This window comes from Ectothiorhodospiraceae bacterium BW-2, from assembly GCA_008375315.1.
In the GTDB taxonomy this organism is placed as follows: Bacteria; Pseudomonadota; Gammaproteobacteria; order Thiohalomonadales; family Thiohalomonadaceae; genus BW-2.
Map to the genome: position 1 here is coordinate 43784 of CP032507.1, position 24574 is coordinate 68357.

The 24574-nt window shown below is 48.0% G+C and carries 26 protein-coding genes; 8 read left to right on the forward strand and 18 right to left on the reverse strand.

The window, feature by feature from the left end; all coding sequences use genetic code 11:
- Positions 1-111 precede the first annotated feature (111 nt).
- Complete coding sequence (locus D5085_00185; GenBank protein QEP41698.1) at positions 112-489, forward strand: PH domain-containing protein; 378 nt, start codon at positions 112-114, stop codon at positions 487-489.
- Positions 490-510: 21 nt separating this feature from the next.
- Here D5085_00185 and D5085_00190 read toward each other — a convergent pair whose 3' ends face one another.
- The 4 genes from D5085_00190 to modA all read right to left on the reverse strand — a co-directional run bounded on the left by D5085_00190 (position 511) and on the right by modA (position 4321).
- A complete protein-coding gene (locus tag D5085_00190; protein QEP41699.1) occupies positions 511-1752 on the reverse strand; it encodes a hypothetical protein in 1242 nt (413 codons plus the stop codon).
- A 72-nt stretch (positions 1753-1824) separates the two neighbouring features.
- A complete protein-coding gene (gene modC / locus D5085_00195; GenBank protein ID QEP41700.1) occupies positions 1825-2898 on the reverse strand; it encodes a molybdenum ABC transporter ATP-binding protein in 1074 nt (357 codons plus the stop codon).
- Positions 2888-3568 carry a molybdate ABC transporter permease subunit gene (modB, locus tag D5085_00200; GenBank protein QEP41701.1) on the reverse strand — a complete coding sequence of 227 codons (681 nt, stop codon included), beginning with the start codon at positions 3566-3568 and terminating at the stop codon, positions 2888-2890. Before modB ends, modC begins: the two co-directional genes overlap by 11 nt.
- A 9-nt stretch (positions 3569-3577) precedes the next feature.
- Complete coding sequence (modA, locus tag D5085_00205) at positions 3578-4321, reverse strand: molybdate ABC transporter substrate-binding protein (GenBank protein ID QEP44995.1); 744 nt, start codon at positions 4319-4321, stop codon at positions 3578-3580.
- 574 nt (positions 4322-4895) lie between these two features.
- Between modA and D5085_00210 the strand changes: the two genes are divergently transcribed.
- On the forward strand, positions 4896-5717 hold the full coding sequence (locus tag D5085_00210; protein ID QEP41702.1) for a hypothetical protein: 822 nt from the start codon (positions 4896-4898) through the stop codon (positions 5715-5717).
- A 72-nt stretch (positions 5718-5789) separates the two neighbouring features.
- On the opposite strand, the gene D5085_00215 is transcribed toward D5085_00210, so the two are convergent.
- The 8 genes from D5085_00215 to D5085_00250 form a co-directional block, all read right to left on the reverse strand.
- The gene (locus D5085_00215; GenBank protein ID QEP41703.1) at positions 5790-6242 is read right to left on the reverse strand and encodes a hypothetical protein; all 453 of its coding nucleotides are present in this window, start codon (positions 6240-6242) and stop codon (positions 5790-5792) included.
- A 202-nt stretch (positions 6243-6444) separates the two neighbouring features.
- On the reverse strand, positions 6445-6930 hold the full coding sequence (locus D5085_00220) for a hypothetical protein (protein ID QEP41704.1): 486 nt from the start codon (positions 6928-6930) through the stop codon (positions 6445-6447).
- Positions 6931-7132: 202 nt separating this feature from the next.
- A complete protein-coding gene (locus tag D5085_00225; protein ID QEP41705.1) occupies positions 7133-7660 on the reverse strand; it encodes a hypothetical protein in 528 nt (175 codons plus the stop codon).
- Between the two features lie 202 nt (positions 7661-7862).
- A complete protein-coding gene (locus tag D5085_00230) occupies positions 7863-8369 on the reverse strand; it encodes a hypothetical protein (GenBank protein ID QEP41706.1) in 507 nt (168 codons plus the stop codon).
- Positions 8370-8650: 281 nt separating this feature from the next.
- Positions 8651-9895 carry a hypothetical protein gene (locus D5085_00235; GenBank protein QEP41707.1) on the reverse strand — a complete coding sequence of 415 codons (1245 nt, stop codon included), beginning with the start codon at positions 9893-9895 and terminating at the stop codon, positions 8651-8653.
- A 504-nt stretch (positions 9896-10399) separates the two neighbouring features.
- Complete coding sequence (locus tag D5085_00240; GenBank protein ID QEP41708.1) at positions 10400-10903, reverse strand: TlpA family protein disulfide reductase; 504 nt, start codon at positions 10901-10903, stop codon at positions 10400-10402.
- An 18-nt stretch (positions 10904-10921) separates the two neighbouring features.
- Positions 10922-11476, reverse strand: a complete 555-nt coding sequence (locus D5085_00245) for a hypothetical protein (GenBank protein QEP41709.1) — start codon at positions 11474-11476, stop codon at positions 10922-10924.
- A complete protein-coding gene (locus D5085_00250) occupies positions 11473-11814 on the reverse strand; it encodes a rhodanese-like domain-containing protein (GenBank protein QEP41710.1) in 342 nt (113 codons plus the stop codon). Before D5085_00250 ends, D5085_00245 begins: the two co-directional genes overlap by 4 nt.
- Before the next feature lie 564 nt (positions 11815-12378).
- Between D5085_00250 and D5085_00255 the strand changes: the two genes are divergently transcribed.
- Complete coding sequence (locus D5085_00255; protein QEP41711.1) at positions 12379-14112, forward strand: potassium/proton antiporter; 1734 nt, start codon at positions 12379-12381, stop codon at positions 14110-14112.
- Positions 14113-14157: 45 nt separating this feature from the next.
- Here the strand turns inward: D5085_00255 and D5085_00260 are convergent, their stop codons facing one another.
- Positions 14158-14595, reverse strand: coding sequence for a hypothetical protein (locus D5085_00260; GenBank protein ID QEP41712.1), 438 nt, complete (start codon positions 14593-14595; stop codon positions 14158-14160).
- A 189-nt stretch (positions 14596-14784) separates the two neighbouring features.
- On the opposite strand from D5085_00260, the gene D5085_00265 reads away from it, so the two are divergent.
- The 5 genes from D5085_00265 to D5085_00285 all read left to right on the forward strand — a co-directional run bounded on the left by D5085_00265 (position 14785) and on the right by D5085_00285 (position 18305).
- A complete protein-coding gene (locus tag D5085_00265) occupies positions 14785-15525 on the forward strand; it encodes a hypothetical protein (GenBank protein ID QEP41713.1) in 741 nt (246 codons plus the stop codon).
- 91 nt (positions 15526-15616) lie between these two features.
- A complete protein-coding gene (locus D5085_00270; protein ID QEP41714.1) occupies positions 15617-16207 on the forward strand; it encodes a class I SAM-dependent methyltransferase in 591 nt (196 codons plus the stop codon).
- 46 nt (positions 16208-16253) lie between these two features.
- Positions 16254-16766 carry an ATP-binding protein gene (locus D5085_00275; GenBank protein ID QEP41715.1) on the forward strand — a complete coding sequence of 171 codons (513 nt, stop codon included), beginning with the start codon at positions 16254-16256 and terminating at the stop codon, positions 16764-16766.
- A gap of 16 nt (positions 16767-16782) precedes the next feature.
- Entirely contained in the window at positions 16783-17361 is a 579-nt protein-coding gene (locus D5085_00280) for a hypothetical protein (protein ID QEP41716.1), read from the forward strand.
- Positions 17362-17558: 197 nt separating this feature from the next.
- Positions 17559-18305 carry a carbonic anhydrase family protein gene (locus D5085_00285; GenBank protein QEP41717.1) on the forward strand — a complete coding sequence of 249 codons (747 nt, stop codon included), beginning with the start codon at positions 17559-17561 and terminating at the stop codon, positions 18303-18305.
- A 68-nt stretch (positions 18306-18373) separates the two neighbouring features.
- On the opposite strand, the gene D5085_00290 is transcribed toward D5085_00285, so the two are convergent.
- From D5085_00290 to D5085_00310, 5 genes are all read right to left on the reverse strand, one after another.
- Positions 18374-18748, reverse strand: coding sequence for a hypothetical protein (locus D5085_00290; protein ID QEP41718.1), 375 nt, complete (start codon positions 18746-18748; stop codon positions 18374-18376).
- Between the two features lie 28 nt (positions 18749-18776).
- Positions 18777-19064, reverse strand: a complete 288-nt coding sequence (locus tag D5085_00295; GenBank protein QEP41719.1) for a hypothetical protein — start codon at positions 19062-19064, stop codon at positions 18777-18779.
- A 61-nt stretch (positions 19065-19125) separates the two neighbouring features.
- Positions 19126-19359, reverse strand: coding sequence for a hypothetical protein (locus D5085_00300; GenBank protein ID QEP41720.1), 234 nt, complete (start codon positions 19357-19359; stop codon positions 19126-19128).
- Between the two features lie 176 nt (positions 19360-19535).
- The gene (locus D5085_00305) at positions 19536-23063 is read right to left on the reverse strand and encodes a chromosome segregation protein SMC (GenBank protein QEP41721.1); all 3528 of its coding nucleotides are present in this window, start codon (positions 23061-23063) and stop codon (positions 19536-19538) included.
- Positions 23060-24346: a DNA repair exonuclease gene (locus tag D5085_00310; protein ID QEP41722.1), complete on the reverse strand. Its 1287-nt coding sequence runs from the start codon at positions 24344-24346 to the stop codon at positions 23060-23062. Before D5085_00310 ends, D5085_00305 begins: the two co-directional genes overlap by 4 nt.
- Positions 24347-24574 lie beyond the last annotated feature (228 nt).

Here is a 24574-nt window from a genome sequence, read left to right on the forward strand (position 1 = left end):
CAAGCAGCATAGCTAGAGTCAGACCGAGGTGAGTTAACCGCCAGTTTAAACTTGCTGAAAAAACGGCAAACCGTTATTATCTCAACCCAATACTACTGAAGGAGATTACCCATGGGACTGATGTCTGCACTGACAGGAAATGCTAGCGAAATCGATAGCGCTACCGTTATGAAGGAGCTTGGCCCAATGTTGGCCGAGGAAGAAGAGGTCACCAAAGCGTATAAGATGGTGCGCGACTACTTTGTCTTTACCACCTACCGCCTGTTAATGGTTGATAAGCAGGGGCTGACCGGTAAAAAGACCGAATACCGCTCTATCCCCTACCGCACCATTATCACCTTTAAGGTCGAGACGGCCGGACACGGTTTCGATGATGCGGAACTAACCATCCAACTCTCGACTGGCGAGGAGATTAAGCGCGAATTTAATAAAGGGATTAATGTTGCCGAACTACAACAGGCGATAGCGACCCATATTGCACGGCACTAAATTCCCAGCGGACGGCTATAACTACATCGCCCTAATTTGGCCGCTTAGTAGCTCAAACTCCTCCTTCATCTTAAGATTCTCAAACGGTTTGAGGGCAGGAGTTTGCATCGACATCACCTCTTGAAATAGCTGTTTATTCTCTGCCATCATCGAGGCAAGCACTGCGGAGACAGTCACAGTACGATAGGTATTGAGGGCAACATTATAGGTGCGCTTGACCGTACTCATCGCCGCCTCTGTCGTGCGTTTATCTCCTCTAAGTATCCCCTTGTAGTGATCAATGACCTTAAGGTTATACTCTTGGCTAGCTAAATTTTTACGGTAGATTGCGGCGTGCTCACCCTTTTCCCGCTTGAGTAGCGCTTTGGTTTCGTTGATTAGCTCACTGTTTTTAATTCTAATTTTGTCAATAGCCGCCATGTAACTCTCAAGCTGAGCGATATATTGTCGTTGAATATGTAGTTGTAGCTCGATCAGGACTAGATACATCGCATAATATTTTTTGGCCGCCTCAAGATTCTCACCGGTCGAGGCGGTAATCTCCGCAAGCTGTTGCGTTAACTCGTCAATGACCGCAAACACAGTCACCATCGCCACAATATCGCGACTATCGACCCGCGCTAACAGTACCTCGACTTGAGCTAGCTCTAATTCGACGCCATAGCCGGCTAAGCGCTGCTGTACCTTAGCGGTTAGCACATCAATCGCTTGCTCATATTCAATAATGGCTCTGTCGTACTCCTCAGCCTTATCGAGTAGTTTCTGCTTATCACTACCTATCGAAATAACCGCAGAGGCGCGTAGATCAGCCGCCTCCTGCTTCTGTTTAACAATCTTTGCCTTAATCTTCTCAATCGCGACTCGATCACCAAGTAGCTGATCATCGTCCATTAGGGTGTATATTTTGGCAATAATCTCATCAATCTTCTCACCATAATCGGCCTTGGTGGTGCGATAGAAGCTCGACTCTGGCGCATCCGCCTGCTTGGTGCGTAGATCATCAATGTCGTTAAAATAGCCGTTAAAGTCATCCCATGCGATCATCGCCTGCTGTTTAGCGAGCGGAATATCGCCTTGATCTTCAGCTTGAAAGAGATCGCGAGCAGCACTCACAGTCCCTTGCCAAGCATCGTCTGTGAGCTGTTTAGTCTTATCCCACCCCTCTTTAATCGTCTCTGACCAGTCAGCAGCAGCGCTAGAGTGGTAGATCGCTAACGCAGTCAATACTGCCATCAATCGATGAAAATCTACTTTCTGTCCCATATCGAGTCACCTTACAGTTAAATTAGCTATCGCCCCGATTGTACGCTAATTGATCATGGGGTTAAACTCAGTTTAGTCCAATAGCGCCACACTCTTGACTTGAGCGTAGATTAACATCCCCTCTCGCAACCCTAGTGCTAACCCAGAGCGACGGGTAATGCGGGCGAGTAAAATCTGGCCATCTAATAGCCGCAGCCGTACCAGTAGTTGGGTCTGATCGGCATCGCGAGTCTCAACAATCTGCGCGGGGAAGATATTCAAAATAGAGGTATCGTGACGGCTATGTAACGCGAGGCTAACATCTCGGGCGTGGATCTGAATCCGTGCCCTAGAGCCAAAGGGAAGCGCCTCACGCGGCACCAGAAACCGGTTGCCTCCACAGGTGATGGCGGTAAGATGAAAGCTCTCATCGTGACCACTAACAACCCCCTCCAGAATTGAGGTGGCCTCATCCGCTCCGGCAAGGGTGAGATCGAGCGAAGTCATCAGGTCACTCACTAGCCCATTCGCGCGCACCCGACCCGCCTCTAGTAGCACCATCCGATCGGCGAGGCGGGCCACTTCGCGAATATCGTGGGAGACATAGAGCACCGGTAGCTGCAACTCACGATGGAGTCGCTCCAGATAGGGCAAAATTGCCGTTTTAGCCATCTGATCAAGGGCGGCCAGCGGCTCATCCATCAGTAGCAGACGGGGACGGGATAGGAGGGCACGGGCGATGGCCACTCGCTGCCTCTCGCCACCCGATAAGCGCTCGGGACGGCGGTTAAGTAGATCGCCAATGCCTAGCAGCTCGACAATATCCTCTTGCCGCACGCTACCGACTCTCTGCCTGTTACCGTGGTGACGCGAGTAGTCGAGATTGCCCTGTACACTCAGGTGGGGAAAGAGGCTCGCCTCCTGAAATACATAGCCGATAGGGCGCTGATGAGGCGGTAACCATTGCCGCCCCTGCTGCCATATCTCGCCCTCTATTAGGCAGTGGCCACTCGCCCTGTGTAGGCCGGCGACGCAGCGTAACACGGTCGTTTTGCCACAACCGGAGCGACCGAACAGCGCCGTCACACCCGCGCTAGGGACTTCGAACTGAACATCCAGCGCAAACCCGCTAGGCCAGTGGTGACGAAAATCGACCTTAATGCTCATCTCGCGCCCCTTTTAAGTGCCGTTCCAGATGAAACATACTCACCACGACTAAGAACGAAAAGAGTAACATGCCGCCAGAGAGCCAGTGGGCCTGAGTCCACTCCAGCGACTCGACATGGTCATAGATAGCGACCGATAGCACCTTAGTCTCGCCCGGAATATTGCCGCCAATCATCAATATCACCCCGAACTCACCGACCGTATGGGCAAAACCCAGTACCGCACCGGTTAAAAAGCCGGGACGAGCTAGCGGCACGGCAACGGTGAAAAAGGCACGCCAAGGGCCAGCCCGTAGAGTCGCTGCGACCTCCATCGGGCGCGACCCCATCGCCTCAAAGGCGTTTCTCACCGGCTGGATGACAAACGGCATCGAGTACAACACCGAACCGACGACCAGACCACTAAAGGTAAACGGCAGAGTACCTATCCCTAACCAAGTCGTAAACTGCCCCACCGGACCGTTAGGGCCGAGTATCAGTAGGAGATAAAAGCCAAGTACCGTCGGGGGAAGGACTAACGGTAGGGCGACAATAGCCCCAACCCAGTCGCGACACCAGCAGCGGGTTCGCGCCAACCACCAAGCGATGGGGGTACCGATAATTAGCAACAGCAGCGTAGTTACCGTCGCTAGTTTTAGAGTCAACCAGACCGGTTGCCAATCGAAAGGCATAGGAGCTCCTTATGGGGTGTTTTCAGTCGCGTAACCGTATTTACGGATAATGGTGCGTGCTGTATCGCTCTGCAGGTAGTCGATTAGCGCTCTGGCGGCTCGATTATCGTTACCCCTAGTCAGTAGTACCGCATCTTGGCGAATAGGGGTATAGAGTCCATCGGGTACTAGCCAGCGACTGCCGCTACTATCGAGCACAATCTGAGCTAGAGCGATGAATCCCAATTGAGCATTACCGGTAGAGACAAACTGGTGTGTTTGGGCAATACTATCGCCGGTAACCAATTTGCGCTGAAGCTGAGGGTAAATACCAAGATTTTGCATCACCTCCATGGCGGCAACGCCGTAAGGGGCCGTCTTGGGGTTGGCAAGGGCTAGATGAGAGAAATCAGCCTTTTTTAAAGCCTCAGCATCGATCTGGCGCTTAGCGTCGCTGCTCCATAGCACTAGTTTGCCTATCGCGTAGGTAAAGCGCCCACTGGCCTGTTGGTTACCCTCTAATTTCTCTGGACGCACCTGATCTGCGGCCAGAAAGAGATCAAACGGTGCCCCATGAATAATCTGAGCATAAAGTTTGCCGGTGGAGCCGTAGCTAATCACCGTCTGATGGCCACTACTCTGCTCGAAGGCGCTAGCGATCTCTCTCATCGCAGCGGTAAAGTTAGCGGCGACCGCGACTCGAACCTCATCGGCTTGAGCTAACGCGGTAACAATAAGTAGTGCCAGCGCACTGAGGCTTCGTAAGCAACCCATTGTCATAGTTAACTGCTCCTGCATAGTTTATAAAGAGTTAGGTTTTACCATTTGGCGGTTTAGATTATACAGCAAAATACGAGCCAAATAGGGTCGCCAGAGAGCTATTCGAACATATCGTTTGCAGGGTAAGATAGGAAGCGGATGATTTTCATCCAATGAAGTCGTTGATTTGTAACAAAAACCACCATCGAACGAACCAAACCGCACTGCGGCGACACACATGCAACGATGAACAGGGCCTCTAAAAATGTTTGGCCCTTCACCCTGTCTTACCTATGACAGCAAGTGTTTGGCCACTCTGGCCTCTACTGACTTTAATTACACGAGAAAAATTGGGATTGTTGCGCACCAATAAGTTACCGCCGTATAGGTAGTTAAAAATGGCGAAGGCATTGCCTAGGTCTCTTGTGTCTATTAACACAGAGGGAAGGCCCATGACACTATGGCAGGCGTTGGTTGAAATTTAATCGATGGCACAGGGCATAGATATATGCTAAAATCGACCATGTTTTTTATCCTAACTTAATTTTTAAAGTGTTGTATGTGCCGTACCCCCAGTCGCTGTATTGTTATGCTGTCACTTTTTGGCGTGTTAGAGCTCGCTACCGTTATCTTGTGGTTGATTTTAAATAGTGAGCGCCTACAAGCAGATCCCTTTGTGCTTACAGGCATCGATATCGGGTTTATTGTGTTTGGGGTAGCCATGTTTGTTGGCACCGCTCTTGCCGCAGTCCGTTTAGCAAATTTGCAAAAACAGCTCTTGAGTGAACATGATGGTGCTTGGCCTGCAGGGATGGTGCGCGATAGGTTTACCTTGGCAACGCTGCGGCAATATCTGGCTCATACTCCTCCACGACAAAATTCAGCATTAAGTCGAATACTGTTTGACGCCTTGCTGCCGCCACTACAGCGTCGGTTTTTAGTGGCGATCTCTGTGGCTGTGTTACTGACGAGCGGCTTGACACTCTATATGATGCTTAGATTAGTAGATGAGGTAGTTCCGATGGACGAGAGTGTGCCAGACTTTACTCTGTTATGGGGCGCGTTAGGTGGCATCACGCTTTTGGTTCCTGTTACCTTAGCGGTCATTTTTTTCTGGAAGCGGCACCAAGCTAACCAGTTGATGGCCTATGGTCAGGTGGTTGAAGGGCAACTGGCATCGATACGCCGAGGTGGCAAAGGGGCTGTATGGGCGAAGGTCACCTACCCCTATCGAGGTGAGGTTCATACTGCACCACTACTGTTACCCTTGCACAGCGGCCTCTATCCGGCGCTACTTTGTCGGGAGCAGCGGCAACAGGCTATTTGGATTTTAGCGGCCCCCATGCAGATGCGTGCCACCTATCTCATCGATCCACACATAGAGGAGTCGGAAACGATTGTAAGCGAGTAGCTTTGCAGAAGTTACCGAATCGATACCTAATTTCATTTTTTGGGGCGTGTAGCAAGCTGTCACCATAACTTATTAAATAGGCCAGAACCGCAATACCGCCACAACCAAGCTACCTACCGCGACAGTCGTTGCAAAAAACCAGCGCATCTGTTGCTTAATCTCTAGATGAATCGCCATAATCTCATTATGTTGCAGATCGAGCCGTTTATCGATCTGCTCTAAACGCTTATCAATTTGCTCAAATCGTTTATCGACTTGTTCAAATCGTTTATCGACCTGTGCCCACATCTCTTCAAAGCGTTTATCTACCTGCTCAAACCGCTTATCAATTTGGAGCATGAGATCACGAATGAGCTCGCGCTGAGATTTAAGCTCCTCTCCCTGATTTTTTAGGGCCTCCTCAACCCGCACCATCCGTTCCCGTAGCTCAATCTCATAGACAACCGGCGGCCTTCCTAGTGACTGCTCGGCTAACCATCTACCTAGGTGGTTCTTAATAAAGGAGATATCCTCTTCAGCTAACATTTCACACCCTTTTATTTAATTGAGACCCTTGCACGACCGCATAGATTATTTATTTGTCATAAAGTTGGTTAGAGGCTATACGATCATGTCGATAACGGCTGTTGGCAAACTCAACTTTCAAGGGCATAGTTTGCGTTTGTGAAGCTATCGAACCCATACCCTTAGTGCATTGAGTAACCTGTCACTGCCATTCCAGCGTAACTCAAACAGGCCAGAACCGCAATACCGCCACAACCAAGCTCCCTACCGCAACAGTCGTTGCAAAAAACCAACGCATCTGCTGCTTAATCTCTAGATGAATGGCCATAATCTCATTATGTTGCAGATCGAGCCGTTTATCGATCTGCTCAAAACGCCGCCTATTCTCTTCGGCCATCTGCTCTAAACGCTTATCAATTTGCTCAAATCGCTTATCGACTTGTTCAAATCGTTTATCGACCTGTGCCCACATCTCTTCAAAGCGTTTATCTACCTGCTCAAACCGCTTATCAATTTGGAGCATGAGATCACGAATGAGCTCGCGCTGAGATTTAAGCTCCTCTCCCTGATTTTTTAGGGCCTCCTCAACCCGCACCATCCGTTCCCGTAGCTCAATCTCATAGACAACCGGCGGCCTTCCTAGTGACTGCTCGGCTAACCATCTACCTAGGTGGTTCTTAATAAAGGAGATATCCTCTTCAGCTAACATTTCACACCCTTTTATTTAATTGAGACCCTTGCACGACCGCATAGATTATTTATTTGTCATAAAGTTGGTTAGAGGCTATACGATCATGTCGATAACGGCTGTTGGCAAACTCAACTTTCAAGGGCATAGTTTGCGTTTGTGAAGCTATCGAACCCATACCCTTAGTGCATTGAGTAACCTGTCACTGCCATTCCAGCGTAACTCAAACAGGCCAGAACCGCAATACCGCCACAACCAAGCTCCCTACCGCAACAGTCGTTGCAAAAAACCAACGCATCTGCTGCTTAATCTCTAGATGAATGGCCATAATCTCATTATGTTGCAGATCGAGCCGTTTATCGATCTGCTCAAAACGCCGCCTATTCTCTTCGGCCATCTGCTCTAAACGCTTATCAATTTGCTCAAATCGTTTATCGACTTGTTCAAAATGTTTATCGACTTGCTCAAATCGCTTATCGACTTGTTCAAATCGTTTATCGACCTGTGCCCACATCTCTTCAAAGCGTTTATCTACCTGCTCAAACCGCTTATCAATTTGGAGCATGAGATCACGAATGAGCTCGCGCTGAGATTTAAGCTCCTCTCCCTGATTTTTTAGGGCCTCCTCGACCCGCACCATCCGTTCCCGTAGCTCAATCTCATAGACAACCGGCGGCCTTCCTAGTGACTGCTCGGCTAACCATCTGCCTAGGTGGTTCTTAATAAAGGAGATATCCTCTTCAGCTAACATTTCACACCCTTTTATTTAATTGAGGCCCTTGCACGACTGTATAGATTATTTATTTGTCATAAAGTTGGTTAGAGGCTATACGATCATGTCGATAACGGCTGTTGGCAAACTCAACTTTCAAGGGCATAGTTTGCGTTTGTGAAGCTATCGAACCCATACCCTTAGTGCATTGAGTAACCTGTCACTGCCATTCCAGCGTAACTCAAACAGGCCAGAACCGCAATACCGCCACAACCAAGCTCCCTACCGCAACAGTCGTTGCAAAAAACCAACGCATCTGCTGCTTAATCTCTAGATGAATGGCCATAATCTCATTATGTTGCAGATCGAGCCGTTTATCGATCTGCTCAAAACGCCGCCTATTCTCTTCGGCCATCTGCTCTAAACGCTTATCAATTTGCTCAAATCGTTTATCGACTTGCTCAAATCGCTTATCGACTTGTTCAAATCGTTTATCGACCTGTGCCCACATCTCTTCAAAGCGTTTATCTACCTGCTCAAACCGCTTATCAATTTGGAGCATGAGATCACGAATGAGCTCGCGCTGAGATTTAAGCTCCTCTCCCTGATTTTTTAGGGCCTCCTCGACCCGCACCATCCGTTCCCGTAGCTCAATCTCATAGACAACCGGCGGCCTTCCTAGTGACTGCTCGGCTAACCATCTGCCTAGGTGGTTCTTAATAAAGGAGATATCCTCTTCAGCTAACATTTCACACCCTTTTATTTAATTGAGGCCCTTGCACGACTGTATAGCTTATCCATTTTTCATACAGTTGGCTAGAGCCTATACGGTCATCAGCAATTCAGAGTCACCGCCAAACCAGCATCACTACATAGCCTTGCTTTCTTGGCGACAATACCCCCCCTCTTCTCAACATTTCCTTGTTGAAAAGTCAACTATTTCAAATTGTACAGCGGTGTTGAGTGAGCTTGTCTCCAGTGTGTAATGAGGGTTATCCCGAATTTCGGAGCGGGGATCTCCATCGTCTTTTAATTGATGAGTCGAATCTGGCAGGGGCGCCCGGTGAGTTGGGCTAATTTCGTTACCGACAGTTTTCGTTCAGTCATAACGGCAATCATCTTTCCCCAGATGCGCTTTAAGGTCATCTTCCCCTGCATAACACTTTGAAATGTCTTGCTAAATACCAGTAACTGATTGATGATGTGAGCTATTTGCAAGCACTGGTAGTAATTCTTGGTCGCCAGATAACTCACCCGTGAAAATTTGTGCTCTAATGCATATCCATGATTTTTTTGGGTATTAAAGCCTTCGTTCTCTATTTTCCAGCGTAAGCGTCCGGTACGGCTCAATTCCGGTGCCGTATTCCAGTTGATGGGATAGGAGCTAATGTGAACGAACCGATTTTCAATTATCTGCCCCTCTTTGTCGGTGGTTGTCTCTATGCATTCCAGCCAGTGTAGTTTCACGCCATGATAGTCAATATCGTTAATCCATGTATAGTTTTGCTCAATGACATTATCCTGTTGCCGTAGAATGATTTTTCGTTGATTGCCGGATGTTAACTGGCACAAGGATTTAACCTCTTCCCAAACAGATGGCAGATTGCCATCCTTGAAGGTGACTATCCAGCCCCAACCATACTCTGAGCAAATTTCGAAGAATCCCTGATAAGGATAGAGTCCATCGGCAACCAGACAGATGGGTAGACGCGGAAACGCCGATTTCAACTTTTTTGCTAGGCGTTTGAATGCCTTACGCTCACAATCCTGTTTGTCATAGTTGCCCTCTTCGGGGTTTTCCAGCCACTCTGTGGCAATGGAGATGGCGAAGCCGTTAGCGGTAATCAGTTTGGCCTCTAAAACCATGTTATGCCAGCTACTTTTACCGCTGCTGTAGTCTTTGTGCAGCGCCTGTTCATGGGGACACTCTGTAAAACTATGAATCCCGCTCGCATCCACCGCAATGACAAACCATTCACCAAACAGCCGTTGATTGTGGAATATCTTCTTTTTCAACAGCGCCCTAACCATGGATTGAGTCAGTTTTTGCAGTTGATCCTCCGTGAGTTGTCGCATGACATTATCGACGGTATCCATATGAGGTAGCGGCATTTTGAACAACCGCTGGTAGTTTTTGCGAAAGCGTTTCTCTTCGCGCAGATTATTCATTTCATTACGAGAACCGGCTTTAAAGAGAAACATGGCAATGCAGGCCGTAATAAGAGCCGCCAAATCATAATTAGTAGATGTCCGGCACTCATCCAGCTCTCTCATCTGCTCAAAGAGAGCAGGAAAGAAGTGTGTGATGGTCAGGTGGAGTTGATAGACGACATCTTTGCGCTGTAATTTACGTTTATTCCGATTCTTTTTTTAGACCGGACGGATTGGTTCGAAGCTGATTTTCGTGCAGTTGACATGCGGTTACCTCTCAAAATTGGAGATATATGGGCTATTTTTGCTGGAAAAAATAATTTTTTTGCCAATGTAAGTTTATGAAGTTAGTCGGTTATGGAGCTGCCCCTGAATTGCTGACGGTCATGTCGATAACGGCGGCTAGCAAGCTCGGCCTTGAAGGGCAGATCAACACCTAGACTAGGCATGCAACACACAGCCCCAACTTTGCCACCACTTTGGTAGGTGATGGCGACTTAGCCTGCTTCTATCCGCACAGATATCATGTATTGGGTATGGCCCCTTTGTCTTAGGCAAAACCCGCCGTGAATCCTAGATCATAGCGGGTTATGCGTTTATGGAGCTTAGTTAGCCGTATGTGGCTGTTTATGGTGATAATGCTTTTATTTTTTGTAAAATGTCAGCATCATCCCACTCCCGACCACCAATCGCTCGATAGACAATCCGCCCTTGTGGGTCGAGCACAAAGGTAGTGGGCAGCCCCATCACCGGCCAAGCTTTAAGGACTGCCGAATCGGTATCGAATAGTATCGGAAAATCGACTGGATAAGAGCCTAGAAATGGAAATACCTTATCCTCGGTTTCACCAACATTAATTGCTAGCATGGCAACACTACCTTGAATCTGTTGCCATGCCCGTTGCATGGATGGCATCTCCTCTCGACATGGCGGACACCAAGTAGCCCAGAAATTAACAATTACCGGCTTGCCTGCATAATCGCTCAATTGGTGAGTATCGCCATTGATATCTTGCAGACTAAAAGCGGGAGCTTGCGGTTTATCGGCCAATACGCTCAGGCTCTGTGGTGGCTGTTGGGCATGACTGACGAGAGTGAATAGACAAAAAATAAAGGGTAAAATCAGTTTCATAGTTTCTCTCCTTGTCGTTTAAGGTGCATCGGTGGCACAGGTTAGGCCCGGTAACACAGCGGTATGCTCTACCCCTCCCACTTGCCAGTTAAAATGTAGATCAAAGGATGCACCTAGTGGTACAGGGTAGGTAATCATTCCCATATTCCAGTCGCCTGGTGCAAAAGTTTGTTGATTTGGAAATAGCGCCCATTGAAAGGCTATTCGCGCCGCTTGCGGGCTATTTCTCGCTGCCCAGTTTTGTTGCCAATCGGCGGTCAGTTTGAGTGGTATCTCTCTATTATCAACGACGGCACGCCACTGCGTTAAATCGATTGTCAGCGACTGTTCGCTCTGATTATAAAAAACCGTTTGGAACAGGCAACTTTCAGCAAGATAATCGGCGTCTTCACGAGTAAATCCTCTACCCATAAAAAATGCCCGCGTCTGATCTGGGAGTCGTTGAATTTGTTGTAGTCTTATGCCACGACTCTGCCACTCCCAGCCCTCCACACCCGCTTCGCGATATTGGCGTATCGGCTCTGCTGCTAGAAGCAGCGGTAATATCAGTAATAACCAGAGGGGTAGTTTCATTGGTTCACCTCCATGCTGCTAGAGACTTTCCAGCGTTCAAAACCGCCATAGAGAATTTTGATATTGTCGAAACCATCCGGCCTTAGCGCTAAGGCGACTTGGGAAGCGAACGAGCCGCTGTTGCAATAAGCTAGAGTAGCTTTGTCACGAGGTAGCTCACCGCATCGACTGTACACTTGCTGCCATTCGATATTGACCGTCCTAGAAATGTGTGCTTTGACAAACTGTTCGGCATCACGCGCATCCGGTCTATGGCATTTGGCGTAGTCTGCGGCAGCGGAAGCGACACTGTTACAGAGCACGAGTGTGAATAGACCAAATTTAATGTGTTTTATCATCAATACCTTCGCTAAAAAATTGAGGAGGGCAAGAGGCTATGGTGGCAAGCTTAGGTAAAATCAACACACAGGGGCCTATGCCCGACATTATGCAACTTTTGAGCTGTTCGATCCATAGATTAGACCCAACTAATCAACACCGCCTAGCTCGGATAGTTGAGGCGATGCCGTCAATGGCAGGCCTAAGATACAATATGGTAAATCGAATTGCCAGAAAAACCGTCCACAAGAATACATTCATCTTTCAATTCTGCTGGACTGCTTCGGACAGCGCTCCTTTGCGCTCTTGACAGTCAGCCTGCAAAATAGGCGCTATCAACCTGTGCCGCCCTAAAAGCTGCTTAATAATCGCTTTGGGCTTGCCTATGTCGTTTGGTAAGTCCGTCACGGCCTTAGTTTAGCTTATTTGGCATGATAGGGGGAGGTGGTTAAGAACACAGCAACTATTCGCTAAGATTTCCCTTAACTGTTGTAGATCGTTACAATCAGCAGCTAATCGAGTCTCATTTAGGTCAAATTCATGTTCACAGCACAACGGAGTAGCAGCTCACAACAGGCGATGTTATGGCGATAGAGCAGATATACCAACAGATATTTGGCGCAGCTCTACTGGCGCTCCTCTGCGTTGTTGCGAGCGTTCTGACTCGGCGCATTGGCGCTCCGATTCTATTGGTATTTCTGCTTTTAGGAATGGTTGCTGGCGAAGAGGGGTTGGGGGGTATCCGTTTTGATGATGCTGTTTTGGCTTTTCTATTTGGCAATGTCGCCCTAGCTATCATCATTTTTGATGGTGGCTTAGGCACTCGAAAAGATACCTTTCGAGTTAGTTTAAAACCCGCCCTCTCGTTAGCAACATTGGGGGTTATCGTCACCGCTGCTATCACTGGATTTGCAGCCCATATTATTCTGAATTTATCTTGGCAGGAGGGGTTGCTAGTCGGTGCCATAGTAGGCTCTACCGATGCCGCTGCCGTGTTCGGATTATTAAGAAACGCGGGGCTGGAGCTAAAAGAGCGCACTAGTGCTACGCTCGAAATCGAATCGGGTTCGAACGATCCTATGGCGATTTTTCTTACCATCACCCTAGTACATATCCTCCAAATCAGCAGTGATATTAATCAAGGTTGGACTATCGTTAGCGAACTGCTTCGCCAGATGGGACTCGGGTTAGGTATCGGTTTCGCAGGCGGTCATCTACTGGCACACATGCTAAGACATTTAGCTCTTCCCTCAGCACTCTACCCTCTGCTCGCTCTGGCAGGCGGTATCACGCTGTTTGGGTTAGCCACGATTTGGGAAGGGAGTGGTTTTCTGGCAATATTCATCGCCGGTGTCATCGTTGGCAATACCCCACACCCCTATAGCAATGATCTCCACCGATTTCATGATGGTATAGCTTGGCTGAGCCAAATTGGTATGTTTTTGATGCTAGGCCTGCTAGTTACACCCAGCCATCTGATCCCGATCACTGTTCCGGCCGTCGCTATCGCCTTTGTGCTAATTTTTATCGCCAGACCGGTGGCAGTTATGATCTCGTTGCTTCCGTTCCATTTTCCATGGCGAGAACAGATCTTCATCGGCTGGTGTGGGCTGCGTGGTGCTGTCCCTATTATTCTGGCGCTATTCCCCTCCCTCGCTGGAGTAGCGAACACCCAAACCTATTTTGAGTTAGTCTTCTTTGTGGTACTTATCTCGCTGGTGCTACAAGGGTGGACAATAGCCCCCATGGCAAGATGGCTCCAAATAGAGCTACCGCCGACGGTGAAAGAGCCTGAATACCTTCATCTCACTATTAAACATGAACAAGATAAAGAGTTGTTAATCTACCCTGTACTTGCCGATAGTCGGGTCGTCGGCTCAACGGTTGATCGCATACCCGTTGCAGAGGGTAGCGAAGTTGTCGCGGTTATACGCCGTGGCGTTCTACTCAATAAGATGCATCAGGCGCAACTTATATGCGATGATCAGGTGATGATTTTAGCTACCAGCAACGCCAGATCCGCATTAGGTCGCCTGTTTGCTCCGGCCGCACACACGCCGCTGCTTGAATCGGATCAATTTTTCGGTGAATTTGTATTACGCCCAGAGGCTAATGTGGTCGATGTCGCTGAAGCCTATGGCTTCATAGTCAGCTCATCCCTTGCCGACATCACCATAGAACAGTATCTTACGCATCATTTCCATGGTAAACCCGTGGTTGGAGATCAAGTCAAATTGGGATTAGTGACACTCATAGTGAGAGAGTTCGAAGGGGGAAGAATCGTCTCTGTCGGCTTGAAATTGAGGTCACCCGAATAGTTGCCCCTCTCCCGCAGGAGAGGGTACTTTGTCAACTATGGCGCTCTATTGGCTAATCGTGTAGGTACGATCTCCGTCACTGTAAATGCGGTTTGTCTTCTTTAGATAGGCAATTTGCTGATTGAAATTTTTAGTGCTAATGCCAGCACTCTCAAGCATTTTACGCATCTCCCTTGTCGTTGCTGTCCTCTTTTCAGCCATATATTTCATAATGGCTTCGGATACCTCTCTAGTGCGTCCGCCGATTGTAGCTTGGTTAGCACCAAGACTCTCTAACTGCTTTTCAAGTGCATTAATCTCTTTTTCAACCACTCGTTCCGCTTTTTTGTGCTCTTTTTGCATCTCGACTAGCGCTTCTCGCTTCTCCTTAAGCTCTTCTCGCACACCGCCTAGCCGCTCTTCCTCTTCCATAGCGCGTCTCTTTTTGAGGAATTTCTCCAGTTCTTCCGAGCTAAATTTTTCGATAATTTCCAAATGTTCCATGTAGAACCACTCTCCTGTTATGATTGATGTTCATGTTTACCAAAACCGGTGCCACTATACTACAAACAGATAAAATGTAAACTTTTTTTTGTCGCCAGAATAGCCCCAATAAACAGAATGTTTGCGCTTTAATTTGGAATGACATAGACTCATCGCTACCGACCTTTCACCACCTAAGTGAGTCAACCGATGTTCTCAAATAGACCCAACTCGTCAACCCTCTTTACCCGCTTGTCACAATTTAATGCCATTGTTGGTTCGCTGTTTATGTTAATGGTGCTAATGGCTATTCTATTTGCGCTTTGGCAGGCCTATCAGCAGTGGCGAACTCCGATTATTCGCCCCAATATCGTCAAGATGGGTGAACATAAGAGACTTGAAGAGCAATTTGAGCTAGGGCACAGCGAACCCCTCAGCGACAGCACGATTTTACTGCCTCTCTACTCCCGACAAAGCTACACCTTAAGCAGCTATGGCAGTAAAGAGACTCAATCGACCCGTAATCTACTCTTTATCGAGGGTGATGAGGGGACGATGAGGTGGCTCTTTCCCACCAATGAGTGGCTTATCTATCACTACCGTCAACTACTCGCGCCTGATACCACTGTTCAAGAGTCAAATTCGGATAGGACTGTCGCACTGCTCTATCAGATCATCAAGCAAGATAGCAATGGTGACTCCCAACTTAGCGAGGGTGATAGCTTCACACTAGCAATCAGTCAGCCAGATGGCCGCAGTTACCGTGAATTAATCTCCGGTGTTCTCTCTCTATTAGGGGTTCACACCACCTCTAAGCAGCTACTACTGTTCTACAACGACCACCAACGACAACCCTATCAACTGACGCTATCGCTACCACACTTAACCTCCCTCTTTCAACACGAAATTCCGCTCCCCGCCCCTCCCAATAGAGAGCTAGCACAGCCATGAGCTACCATCGCTCTAACGGTTGCGACTGTACCCAAATCATGATTTCAATTATAGTGGTGCGATTTAAAGATGAACTCAGATGAGGTGGCCCATGTGGGATGAACGATATAGCGGTAAAGAGTATGCCTACGGTACCGAACCCAACGATTTTTTAAGATCGATGGCAGACAGACTCCCCGTCGGTAAGAGCCTATGCCTAGCTGACGGAGAGGGGAGAAATGGTGTCTGGCTAGCACAACAGGGCCATGAAGTGACCGCTGTCGATGCCTCTAAAGTTGGTCTGGAGAAGGCGAAGCAGTTAGCCCTACAGCGAAATGTGACTATTTCGACAATTCGGTGCGATTTAGCCCAGTTTGAGTTAGGTTGCGAGCAGTGGGATCTTATCGTCTCTATTTTTTGTCACTTACCGCCGTCACTGCGTTGTCAAGTACATCACCGAGCGATTAGAGCGCTTAAACCAAACGGCATTTTTTTGCTAGAGGCCTATACACCAGCACAGCTACAATATAAAACGGGCGGCCCGCCGGTGGTCGAGTTAATGATGGATAGCCAATGTCTGCGGCGTGAGCTGCACCCACTCACCCTTTTGCATCTGGAGGAGAGAGTAAGAGAGCTCAATGAAGGACGACTCCACCAAGGTCAAGGGGCTGTCGTGCAGCTCTTAGCGCGAAAAGAGCCATAATAATCCCGTTGAAACACCCCCCCCTCCTCAACAAACCCAACCCGACCTGCGCCACCCGCTGACGATTGTTTGCGGTGCACCGGGGGTAGGCAAAACGACCTATGGTAAACGGTTAGCCCGTGAACAGTCGGCCCTATTGCTCGATATTGATCGGGCAACTGAGCGCCTTGTGCGTCTCTCCTTAACTCTCTGTGGCCATGATGGCGATGATCGCGACAGCCCCTACTTCAAACAACACTACCGTGAACCGATCTATCAACAACTGTTCGATATCGCCGATGATAACCTCGATCACACAGCAGTGGTGATGACCGGCCCCTTTACTCGTGAAATTGCCGAAGTTAACTGGCCAGAGCGCCTCTCAACCGCACTTAACGCTCCGGTGGCGATACACTATCTCTACTCTCCTCCAGATATCCTTCACCAACGACTGATAGCGAGGGGAGAACGGCGCGATAACGCCAAACTAAGCCGCTGGGAGGAGTATTTGCGTTACTATCAGGCGCAGAACGCCCCTCGATGTCGACACCTCTTTATCGATACCGGCCAATCTAAATAGCCTATTGTTGACACCGATGGAGCAGAGAGCCATAAATTTTCACCCAATCCTTAACCAGTTTACACCAACACCCTACTACTGTGAGGAGAATATTTGGCAATTAGTGCGGCAGATAGCTGACAGCGAGATCATGCCTTTAGAGCAGATGTGCGTCTGGTTTATCACCAATCCAGAGAGAGCCGTCCCGATGAGATATCAGCAAGCAGGTGAAGGGTGGATCGAATGGGACTATCATGTCATTTTGCAGCTACCCTTAGCTGGACTCATTATCGATCCTGCCTCACGCCTGATCTCACCACTAAACCAGAAGATCTATCTACAACAGAGCTTCCCCCCGCCTCGACGACTTAATGGGAGGCTGACCATTTGGATACGCACAGTTCCAGCCGCAAACTACCTACACCACTTCTGTAGTGATCGCCGCCACATGGTCACCCAGTCAGTCCCAGAGCCACCTTGGCCCTGCATTGGTAGTGAACACACCGATCCTATTTGGCTACAACACTATTGGGATTGTGATCGAGAGATAGATGGAACCTCTTGGATCGACTATCGTGATATATGGCCACACTCAGCATTGACGATAGAGGGCTAGCAAAAGTGTTAGCTGTTAGATCTGCGTACTTTTCGCCCATCTCTTCTGCCCCTCAATGACTGAGTAAAACTTAAACGACGGCTCAAAAGCTAGGATCGGCTATAGCGATGTGGCAAAGGCAGCAAAAGTCGTTACCCAACAGAGAGAAAATAGCTCTATAATCTCTGCCTCTCAATTTACACAGGAACACTTTCACGATGACAAAACCACACTCACTCTGGTTATCCAGCTTCGCCATACTATTTTCAAGCGCCGTCATGGCCGCTGATGGCAAAGTTAACTGGGGCTATAGCGGCCACGGAGGCCCAGAGCATTGGGGAGCACTCTCTCCCGATTACGCCCTTTGCAGTAGCGGCAAAAACCAGTCACCGGTCAATCTTACCGGTATGGTAGAGGGGGAGCTGCCCCCCATCCACTTTAACTACCGCGCCGGTGGTGCCGAGATCATTAATAACGGCCACACCATTCAGATCAACTATCAGCCAGGTAGCGCCATCACCCTTGCCGAGCACACTTTTGAGCTAAAACAGTTCCACTTCCACACCCCAAGCGAAAATAGCGTTGAAGGTTACCACTACCCCATGGAGGCTCACCTTGTTCACGCCGACAAAGAGGGCAATCTAGCAGTCATAGCCATTATGTACAAAGCCGGAGAGGTAAATCGGGAGCTACAAAAAGCGTGGCAACAGATGCCACTAGAGGCAGGAGGTGCCCAAACACTGGACGAAATGATCGATGCTAACCAACTACTACCCAAAGATCGCGACTACTACCGCTTTAATGGCTCACTGACCACGCCACCCTGCTCCGAAGGGGTCAACTGGCTGGTGATGAAAAAGTTAGACTCCGCCTCGCAGGCACAGCTCGATCAGTTCAGCCACACCATGCACCACGATAACAACCGTCCAATACAACCATTAAATGCCCGTCTGATCATTCAGTAACTAGCCGAAAAAGGATCGATCCCCTCCCCCCCCTAGGGGGGGCAAGAGGCGCGTCAAAAGCCTAATCATCAATAGTCCATTACCCATACCGATATCAACTTATAGGTTACCCAAACAGAGGCGATAGTGGAGACAACAAAAAAGAGGAGCAGTAAGCGACCCACCCCTCGGGTTATGCCCCTTTTTAGGCGTCGAAACCAGCCCCATTCGGCTGGAGCCGCATCGGGTATTGAGTGAAAGTAAGTTGTGAAGGCATACCCAATGAGTGACCAAAAAGCAACCAATATAGTAGGAATCTGAAACTGATATAGTCGATTGTCACTCGATATCACCATAAAAACAAAACCAAAAAAAGACAAAACGCCGGTTATCAAAAAAATATAATTATACTTTTTTGTTTGATGGCTTAGTTTTTTTATTACATCAATGTCAAATATCATCATGCAATGTATTTTTAACCTAAATCAACGGTTATATCCGCTCACCGTCATCGCTAAAATTGATCACCTGTACCACTTGGTCTTCATCGGTAATTTCAGCGCTTTTCAAACTGCCATTCGGATAGTATTGATAACAATGACTTATTTCAACCTCACCATAGACCACTTTCTCGCACAGCACTAACTGCTCATTCGCATTATAGTGGGCACGAAAAAAAGTGTTACGGTGCTCGGTTGATTCGAGTGGGTTAACTAAATTCAATGGCAGCTTAACCCCACTGTAAGAGGCAAAAAAACGAGTTTGTGGCGGTGTGTTCATCACTCTCCTCTCTCAATAAATTCTACTTTAGTCGTGCTGTCGATATATCTATTCAAAGTTATCAATCATCCCGACTCTCCCGTCGCCGATAGGTTATCATCTTATCCAGTTTACGGGCAATGTAATCGCTATAGTCTGAACTATTGTCATACTCATACTCCAGCGCCAAATCGGCCAGCGTCTGCAAAGCATCACGCAGACGGGTAATTTCATCAAAACTTCTGCCACAAACGAGACAGTGTTCACCATCATCACGACAGGCACTTTTGCCCTGACAGGGGATAAATTGACCCATACTAACCCTTTTAATGACTCCCTAATTATAAACCGCCCCACTCTGCAAGTAGGGGTATCAAAAATCAAACCAACATACGGCAATAACCAACTGCCCTACTCTAGCATACATTTCACCATTTTTGCGATTTTTGTAACAGCTCAAGAGGGGGACGAGACGATGAACAAGGCCCACTGTTAACTGCTCTCTTTGTTGAGCTCATGTATAAAAACTCCCGCTTTCGCGTTAATGGTTCTTGCCAGTTCAATAACTCTGCTGTGATGGGTAAAAAGGAGAACCTGAGTCGTTGAGGCTAATTCGGCTAGAACCTCCAGACAGACGCGGGTACGGTTGTCATCAAAGCCAATGAGGATATCATCAACGATAAACGGCATAGGTTCGCCTTTACTCAGATGCTGCTCAAGTGTGGCTAGGCGCAGGGAGAGATAGAGCTGATCCCGTGAACCATCGCTCATGCCATCGATAGTAACCTCCTGGTCATCGGGGCGAATACCCAGCAAGATGGGATTGCTATTATCATCCAACTCGTCCCGCAGTCCCGCATAGGAACCTAAAGTCAGTCTGGAGAAGAGTTGACCCGCTCTGGCTAGAACCGGAGCCTGATTTGTCCTACGGTAGTTTTCGATTAACTGTTCGAGAATAAGTACGGCGGCCTGTAAACGAAGATACTGTTCACCATGCGAAGCGATGCTGGCAAGATGCTCCTTAGCCTCTTCCGAGGCATTAGCGGCTAGGGCGTTGCCATCTTTGGCCTCGATCTCATTTTGCAGCGTCTGTCGCTGATCTCTTAACTTGTCCCGTCTGTCATGCAGCTCATTTAGCTCACCGGCGATCTGTTCAAGTTCACCCTCTATTGTATCTATTTCCAACGCTTCCGACTCTGTTTCAATCTGCTCAATGGCCAGACCATCGCCGTTTCGGTTAAGCTCCTGTTCGAGCATATCCAGTCTCTTTTGAAGATCGCGTTTTTGGTTAGATCTCTCCCCAGCTTCAATCAGCGCCTCATTGGTTTCTACCTTAGCCTGCCTCCTTAATGCGGTTAGTTGCTCCTTGGCGTTGCGAATAGTTATCTCCGCGTTCTCGATCTCCTCTTTCATCGCTTTAATTTGAGACTCTGTACTTGTCAACTTTGATCGGGCTTCACGCGCTAAATTCAGGTCGCTGTTCAATTGAGCAGCTACTGCTGATGCCTCTAACCCTTCTCGTTTAACCCCTATGTTGTCAGCAAACTGACATACCTTGTGATCGAATCTCTCTTTAACCAGATCCATGCCATAAATACGTTTACGCAAATCCTCTGACTTGTCATATTTGTCAAAAAATGACAGCAATTTATCAAAGGTCTCAGTGGCATATTCAGGGTGAACATCCTGTTGCAACCCCAAACCCTTTATCGCTTCAAGCCACTCTTCTCTCCAGTTTGCAAGCTCGACACCAACTGACTTTAACTCATTCTGTTTTCTTGTTAGACGAATCTCTGACTCTTTGAGCGAATATTCATTCTGGCGACGCTGTTCGCGACTCGTCTCCTCCTCCTCCACTCGTTGCTCACATAACGATATCAGCGACTCAAGACTCATATGCTGCGCATCTATCGAAGGGTCGAATTTTGAGATTTGTTCGGAAACAGTCTGCTTTAGCTGATCACACTCTGCGTCGAGACTCTGCTGATTGGCCGAGTAGTGTTTTGCTGTTTGAACTTTTTCAATAAGGTTCTCCATCCGCAAAAGCCACTGTTTCATCTCCCTCGGCGTTCCGGCAGTTATCTTCAGGGGTGACCAGATAGCGAACCACCTGGTCCGGAAATCATTTTGTCTTGCTTCAATATCGTTAAGAGAGTCCAATAGCTCATCCATTCTCAATTGCAGCGCTTCAATCTTTGATTCCAGCTCTGCCCGCTTAACCACCTGATCAGCCGCTTCACGCAGGCGATCAGAGATGTGATCGGCAGACGCGATCCGCTTTTCATAGGTGGAGGATAAATCGTCCTCTTGCAGGTAGGCTGCGATCTCGCTTTGGTCAATCGCGATCTGTTCAATATATTTGCGTTTAATCAGCTGCCAGCCACTATTTCTAATGTCTCGCGAGAGCTCTAAATCGGCAAGAGTCGGTATATCATTTTGCAGTAACAGCGCCTTTAACTCCTGTTCTGCCTGCCTCTTCTCATCTTCTGCCTCCTGCTGTTTTCGGGTCGTATCCTTGTACTCTTCTGATAGCGCATCACTCTCTTTTTCGAACTGATCCAGCGTGACAGAGACCGGCAGAGGCAGCTTCAATACCGAATCTAGTGTGCCGGTATATCTTCCTAGCCGCGCTAACTCGTTTTCACAGACCCCATTTTCGTCAGCCGCTCGTTTTTGTGCTTCGGCTGCCCGCTCCTCAATATCGCCCGCTTTTCGGGCAGCTGCAATCGCAGCTTTAAGCTGCTTCAATCCGATGTCGGACTCTGAACTGTGCTCCAATTTGCTTTGCAACGATTTGCGTTCATCTTCAATATCTTTAATCGACGCTTCAGCCTGTTCCCTAGTTTGAACCAACAGACTGTGTTTTTTGGCTAAGCCTGATATCCACTTTTTATTATTGAGTAGCGGTCGCAAACCATCAGCGCTATCGAGACTAACATCCGGACGAATGGTTTTGAGCAGCGTTTCAGCCTCATTACGCAGTAAACGCCGTTTACCATCCTGTTGCGGGCGGTCATGCAGCGTCTTTTCGACGGCACCAAGCTCCTTATAAAGCGCTAAGATGGTCGCTTCGTTTTCAAGCAGATCGTCGCGGACATTTAATGAGTCCGCTTCCTGTTGTAATCCGAGCAGTTTTGCCTCTAAGCGCTCTTTAGTTTCATCGGCAGATTGAAGATTGCCGCTAGCGGTTTTTCTGTTTTCTTCAAACTCTTCGGACACCAAATTAATCTGACCTAACGCTTCAATTTTATCCAGAGTACTCCGACGTTCAGCCAAGGCTCCTTTGACACGCTTAACTCGCTCTAGGCGACTTTTTACCCTGCTTTTTGCGTCAATATCTTGTTCGATATCTCTAATCGCCGCCATTGTGTCCGATAGCTGCTGCTGCAATCTCTTCCAGTCAGTTATGGGCAAAGTCGCCTCTTTTATCCGTTTTTGGGCATCTTTATAGTGGGTGATTGCCTGATTTAAAACAGCTTTGGATCCCCGCGATTTGAATATCTCGTCTGAGCTGTTTTGTAGCTCAGATAATACTTCGCGTAGATTTGCAGTCCCGACGGCTGCACTAAAAAGAGCCTGACCTAGGTCACCGGACTGCTGTAGTAGTTCACGCCCTCCGGCAATCAATCGCTCATAATCGATTCCCCAAAGTTTGGTGAACAGGGTTTCGTCAATAGTTGCAGCAATAAACGGTGTCAGAGAAGCCTCATCAATGGGGTCGTTAGTGCCATATTTTAGCAGTGTATCTTTATTGCCCTTTTTTCTTGAAAACTGGAGTGTTGTTCCATCGACAAGTCGTAACTGCCCACCTATCCGCAGCTGCGAATTTGAGTGCAGAAAATTATCGTTGGTTCTGGCCGGGATACCGAATAGCCATGCAATAAGCGCTCTAAGCGAGGTGCTTTTACCCGCTTCGTTATCACCGTAGATTAGGTGTAATCCATGGTCGCCATTAGCTAAATCTAACGACTGATCTGTAAATGAACCATAGGCTAGCAGATCGATACGGTCGATTCTCATTTTGCAGCTCCTACTGTCAGCAATCTGCCGATTAACATCTGCTTGGCTTCGTCAACCACTCGATGGAGAGTCTGTTCCTCATCTAGATTCAAAATGGAATCATGACCAAATGTCTCGGACGGTGCTTTTTGTCTCAGTTCCGCAACTTTCTGTTTCAGTCCATCAATATTGTCAGTATCACGGGTGATAGTAACAATCTCTTGTAGTAATTTCCCCATTGGGTTGTCATCGGCTAGCGTCGATTCCAAATCGAGTTTTCTGTTGGTCAAATTCTCTACCCGCTCAAGCCACAACTCATCTCCGGCGGTTTCTGCACTCAGCGCCTTAATTTGTTGATCAAGCCTGTCAGGATAGGCGGCGAGTTCATCCGCTACGGTAGTAGCGCCCTGTAGCCGTATCCGCATCGCAAGGGGCCGACCTTCAGCCGACGCTATCTCTTGATCGATCCTTTTCCGAACTCGTTCTAACACGCCACGCATCTCATCGATATCAGTGATGTCAATAACACACAATGACCATCTCAAGACATCTAAAGCTATTTTTTCGATATCGGAAACAACACCATCGTTAACAGTGACCACGACACACCCCTTTGCGCCTGTTTCACGAATATGACGCCCCTGGATGCAACCGGGGAAGATGACATACGGCTCTTTTGCGACGATTTCCTGTTTGTGTATGTGGCCTAAAGCCCAGTACTGATACTCTTTGGAACGAAGATCATCTAATGAGCATGGCGCATAGTTAGCATGGCCTTCACGACCATCAAGACTGGTATGCAAAAGCCCGATATTAAACAATCCCTTTGCGGCATCACAAAATCCCGCAGCTAAATTTTCATCCACATGTTGGCTTGGAAAGCTTTGCCCGTGAATTGCGACACCGAGATGATCCAGCTTAACGGTCTCGACTCTCTTTGAGGAGAATATTTTCATGTTAGCGGGACTCTCTAATGACTTTGTCATTCGGTTCGCTGCATCGTGATTTCCGGATACGGCGAATACCCGGATATTGTGCTGAGCTAATCGTCCTATCTGCTTACTCAGAAAAATTCCGGTGCTGTAGTCTTTCCAGTCGCCGTCATATAAATCACCGGCTAGAAGGACAAAAGCCACTCTCTCCTCTATTGCGACATCAATAAGGTTTTCAAACGCCCGTCGGCAGGCGTTACGGATGGCATCTACTGGCGCGGATTCATAACGGGACAATCCGTGCAGCGGACTATCTAAGTGAATATCAGCTGCGTGAATAAATTTGAACTCGGTTAAACTGGCGTCTGACATAAAATTTCCTGACTTTTGGCGATTATGAACTATGGCAACGATAGAAAGAGCAATTAACAGTAGATAATACGCCAGATAAAAAACAAGGTCATCAAAAAATTTATTAAATCACCATTATGACTATACTATTCCAAGAATCAGAATTTCGCTTGCAGTTGCCGTCAGGTGAGTTTATCGTTAAGCAACCTCATATTTGAAGGAGGTCCGATGGGTGAATCGCTGGACAAT

Coding starts and splice junctions, on each gene's coding strand:
- D5085_00185 (QEP41698.1), top strand. CDS start 112: ATGGGACTGATGTCTGCACTGACAGGAAATGCTAGCGAAATCGATAGC.
- D5085_00190 (QEP41699.1), bottom strand. CDS start 1,752: ATGGGACAGAAAGTAGATTTTCATCGATTGATGGCAGTATTGACTGCG.
- modC (QEP41700.1), bottom strand. CDS start 2,898: ATGAGCATTAAGGTCGATTTTCGTCACCACTGGCCTAGCGGGTTTGCG.
- modB (QEP41701.1), bottom strand. CDS start 3,568: ATGCCTTTCGATTGGCAACCGGTCTGGTTGACTCTAAAACTAGCGACG.
- modA (QEP44995.1), bottom strand. CDS start 4,321: ATGGGTTGCTTACGAAGCCTCAGTGCGCTGGCACTACTTATTGTTACC.
- D5085_00210 (QEP41702.1), top strand. CDS start 4,896: ATGCTGTCACTTTTTGGCGTGTTAGAGCTCGCTACCGTTATCTTGTGG.
- D5085_00215 (QEP41703.1), bottom strand. CDS start 6,242: ATGTTAGCTGAAGAGGATATCTCCTTTATTAAGAACCACCTAGGTAGA.
- D5085_00220 (QEP41704.1), bottom strand. CDS start 6,930: ATGTTAGCTGAAGAGGATATCTCCTTTATTAAGAACCACCTAGGTAGA.
- D5085_00225 (QEP41705.1), bottom strand. CDS start 7,660: ATGTTAGCTGAAGAGGATATCTCCTTTATTAAGAACCACCTAGGCAGA.
- D5085_00230 (QEP41706.1), bottom strand. CDS start 8,369: ATGTTAGCTGAAGAGGATATCTCCTTTATTAAGAACCACCTAGGCAGA.
- D5085_00235 (QEP41707.1), bottom strand. CDS start 9,895: ATGAGAGAGCTGGATGAGTGCCGGACATCTACTAATTATGATTTGGCG.
- D5085_00240 (QEP41708.1), bottom strand. CDS start 10,903: ATGAAACTGATTTTACCCTTTATTTTTTGTCTATTCACTCTCGTCAGT.
- D5085_00245 (QEP41709.1), bottom strand. CDS start 11,476: ATGAAACTACCCCTCTGGTTATTACTGATATTACCGCTGCTTCTAGCA.
- D5085_00250 (QEP41710.1), bottom strand. CDS start 11,814: ATGATAAAACACATTAAATTTGGTCTATTCACACTCGTGCTCTGTAAC.
- D5085_00255 (QEP41711.1), top strand. CDS start 12,379: ATGGCGATAGAGCAGATATACCAACAGATATTTGGCGCAGCTCTACTG.
- D5085_00260 (QEP41712.1), bottom strand. CDS start 14,595: ATGGAACATTTGGAAATTATCGAAAAATTTAGCTCGGAAGAACTGGAG.
- D5085_00265 (QEP41713.1), top strand. CDS start 14,785: ATGTTCTCAAATAGACCCAACTCGTCAACCCTCTTTACCCGCTTGTCA.
- D5085_00270 (QEP41714.1), top strand. CDS start 15,617: ATGTGGGATGAACGATATAGCGGTAAAGAGTATGCCTACGGTACCGAA.
- D5085_00280 (QEP41716.1), top strand. CDS start 16,783: ATGGAGCAGAGAGCCATAAATTTTCACCCAATCCTTAACCAGTTTACA.
- D5085_00285 (QEP41717.1), top strand. CDS start 17,559: ATGACAAAACCACACTCACTCTGGTTATCCAGCTTCGCCATACTATTT.
- D5085_00290 (QEP41718.1), bottom strand. CDS start 18,748: ATGATGATATTTGACATTGATGTAATAAAAAAACTAAGCCATCAAACA.
- D5085_00295 (QEP41719.1), bottom strand. CDS start 19,064: ATGAACACACCGCCACAAACTCGTTTTTTTGCCTCTTACAGTGGGGTT.
- D5085_00300 (QEP41720.1), bottom strand. CDS start 19,359: ATGGGTCAATTTATCCCCTGTCAGGGCAAAAGTGCCTGTCGTGATGAT.
- D5085_00305 (QEP41721.1), bottom strand. CDS start 23,063: ATGAGAATCGACCGTATCGATCTGCTAGCCTATGGTTCATTTACAGAT.
- D5085_00310 (QEP41722.1), bottom strand. CDS start 24,346: ATGTCAGACGCCAGTTTAACCGAGTTCAAATTTATTCACGCAGCTGAT.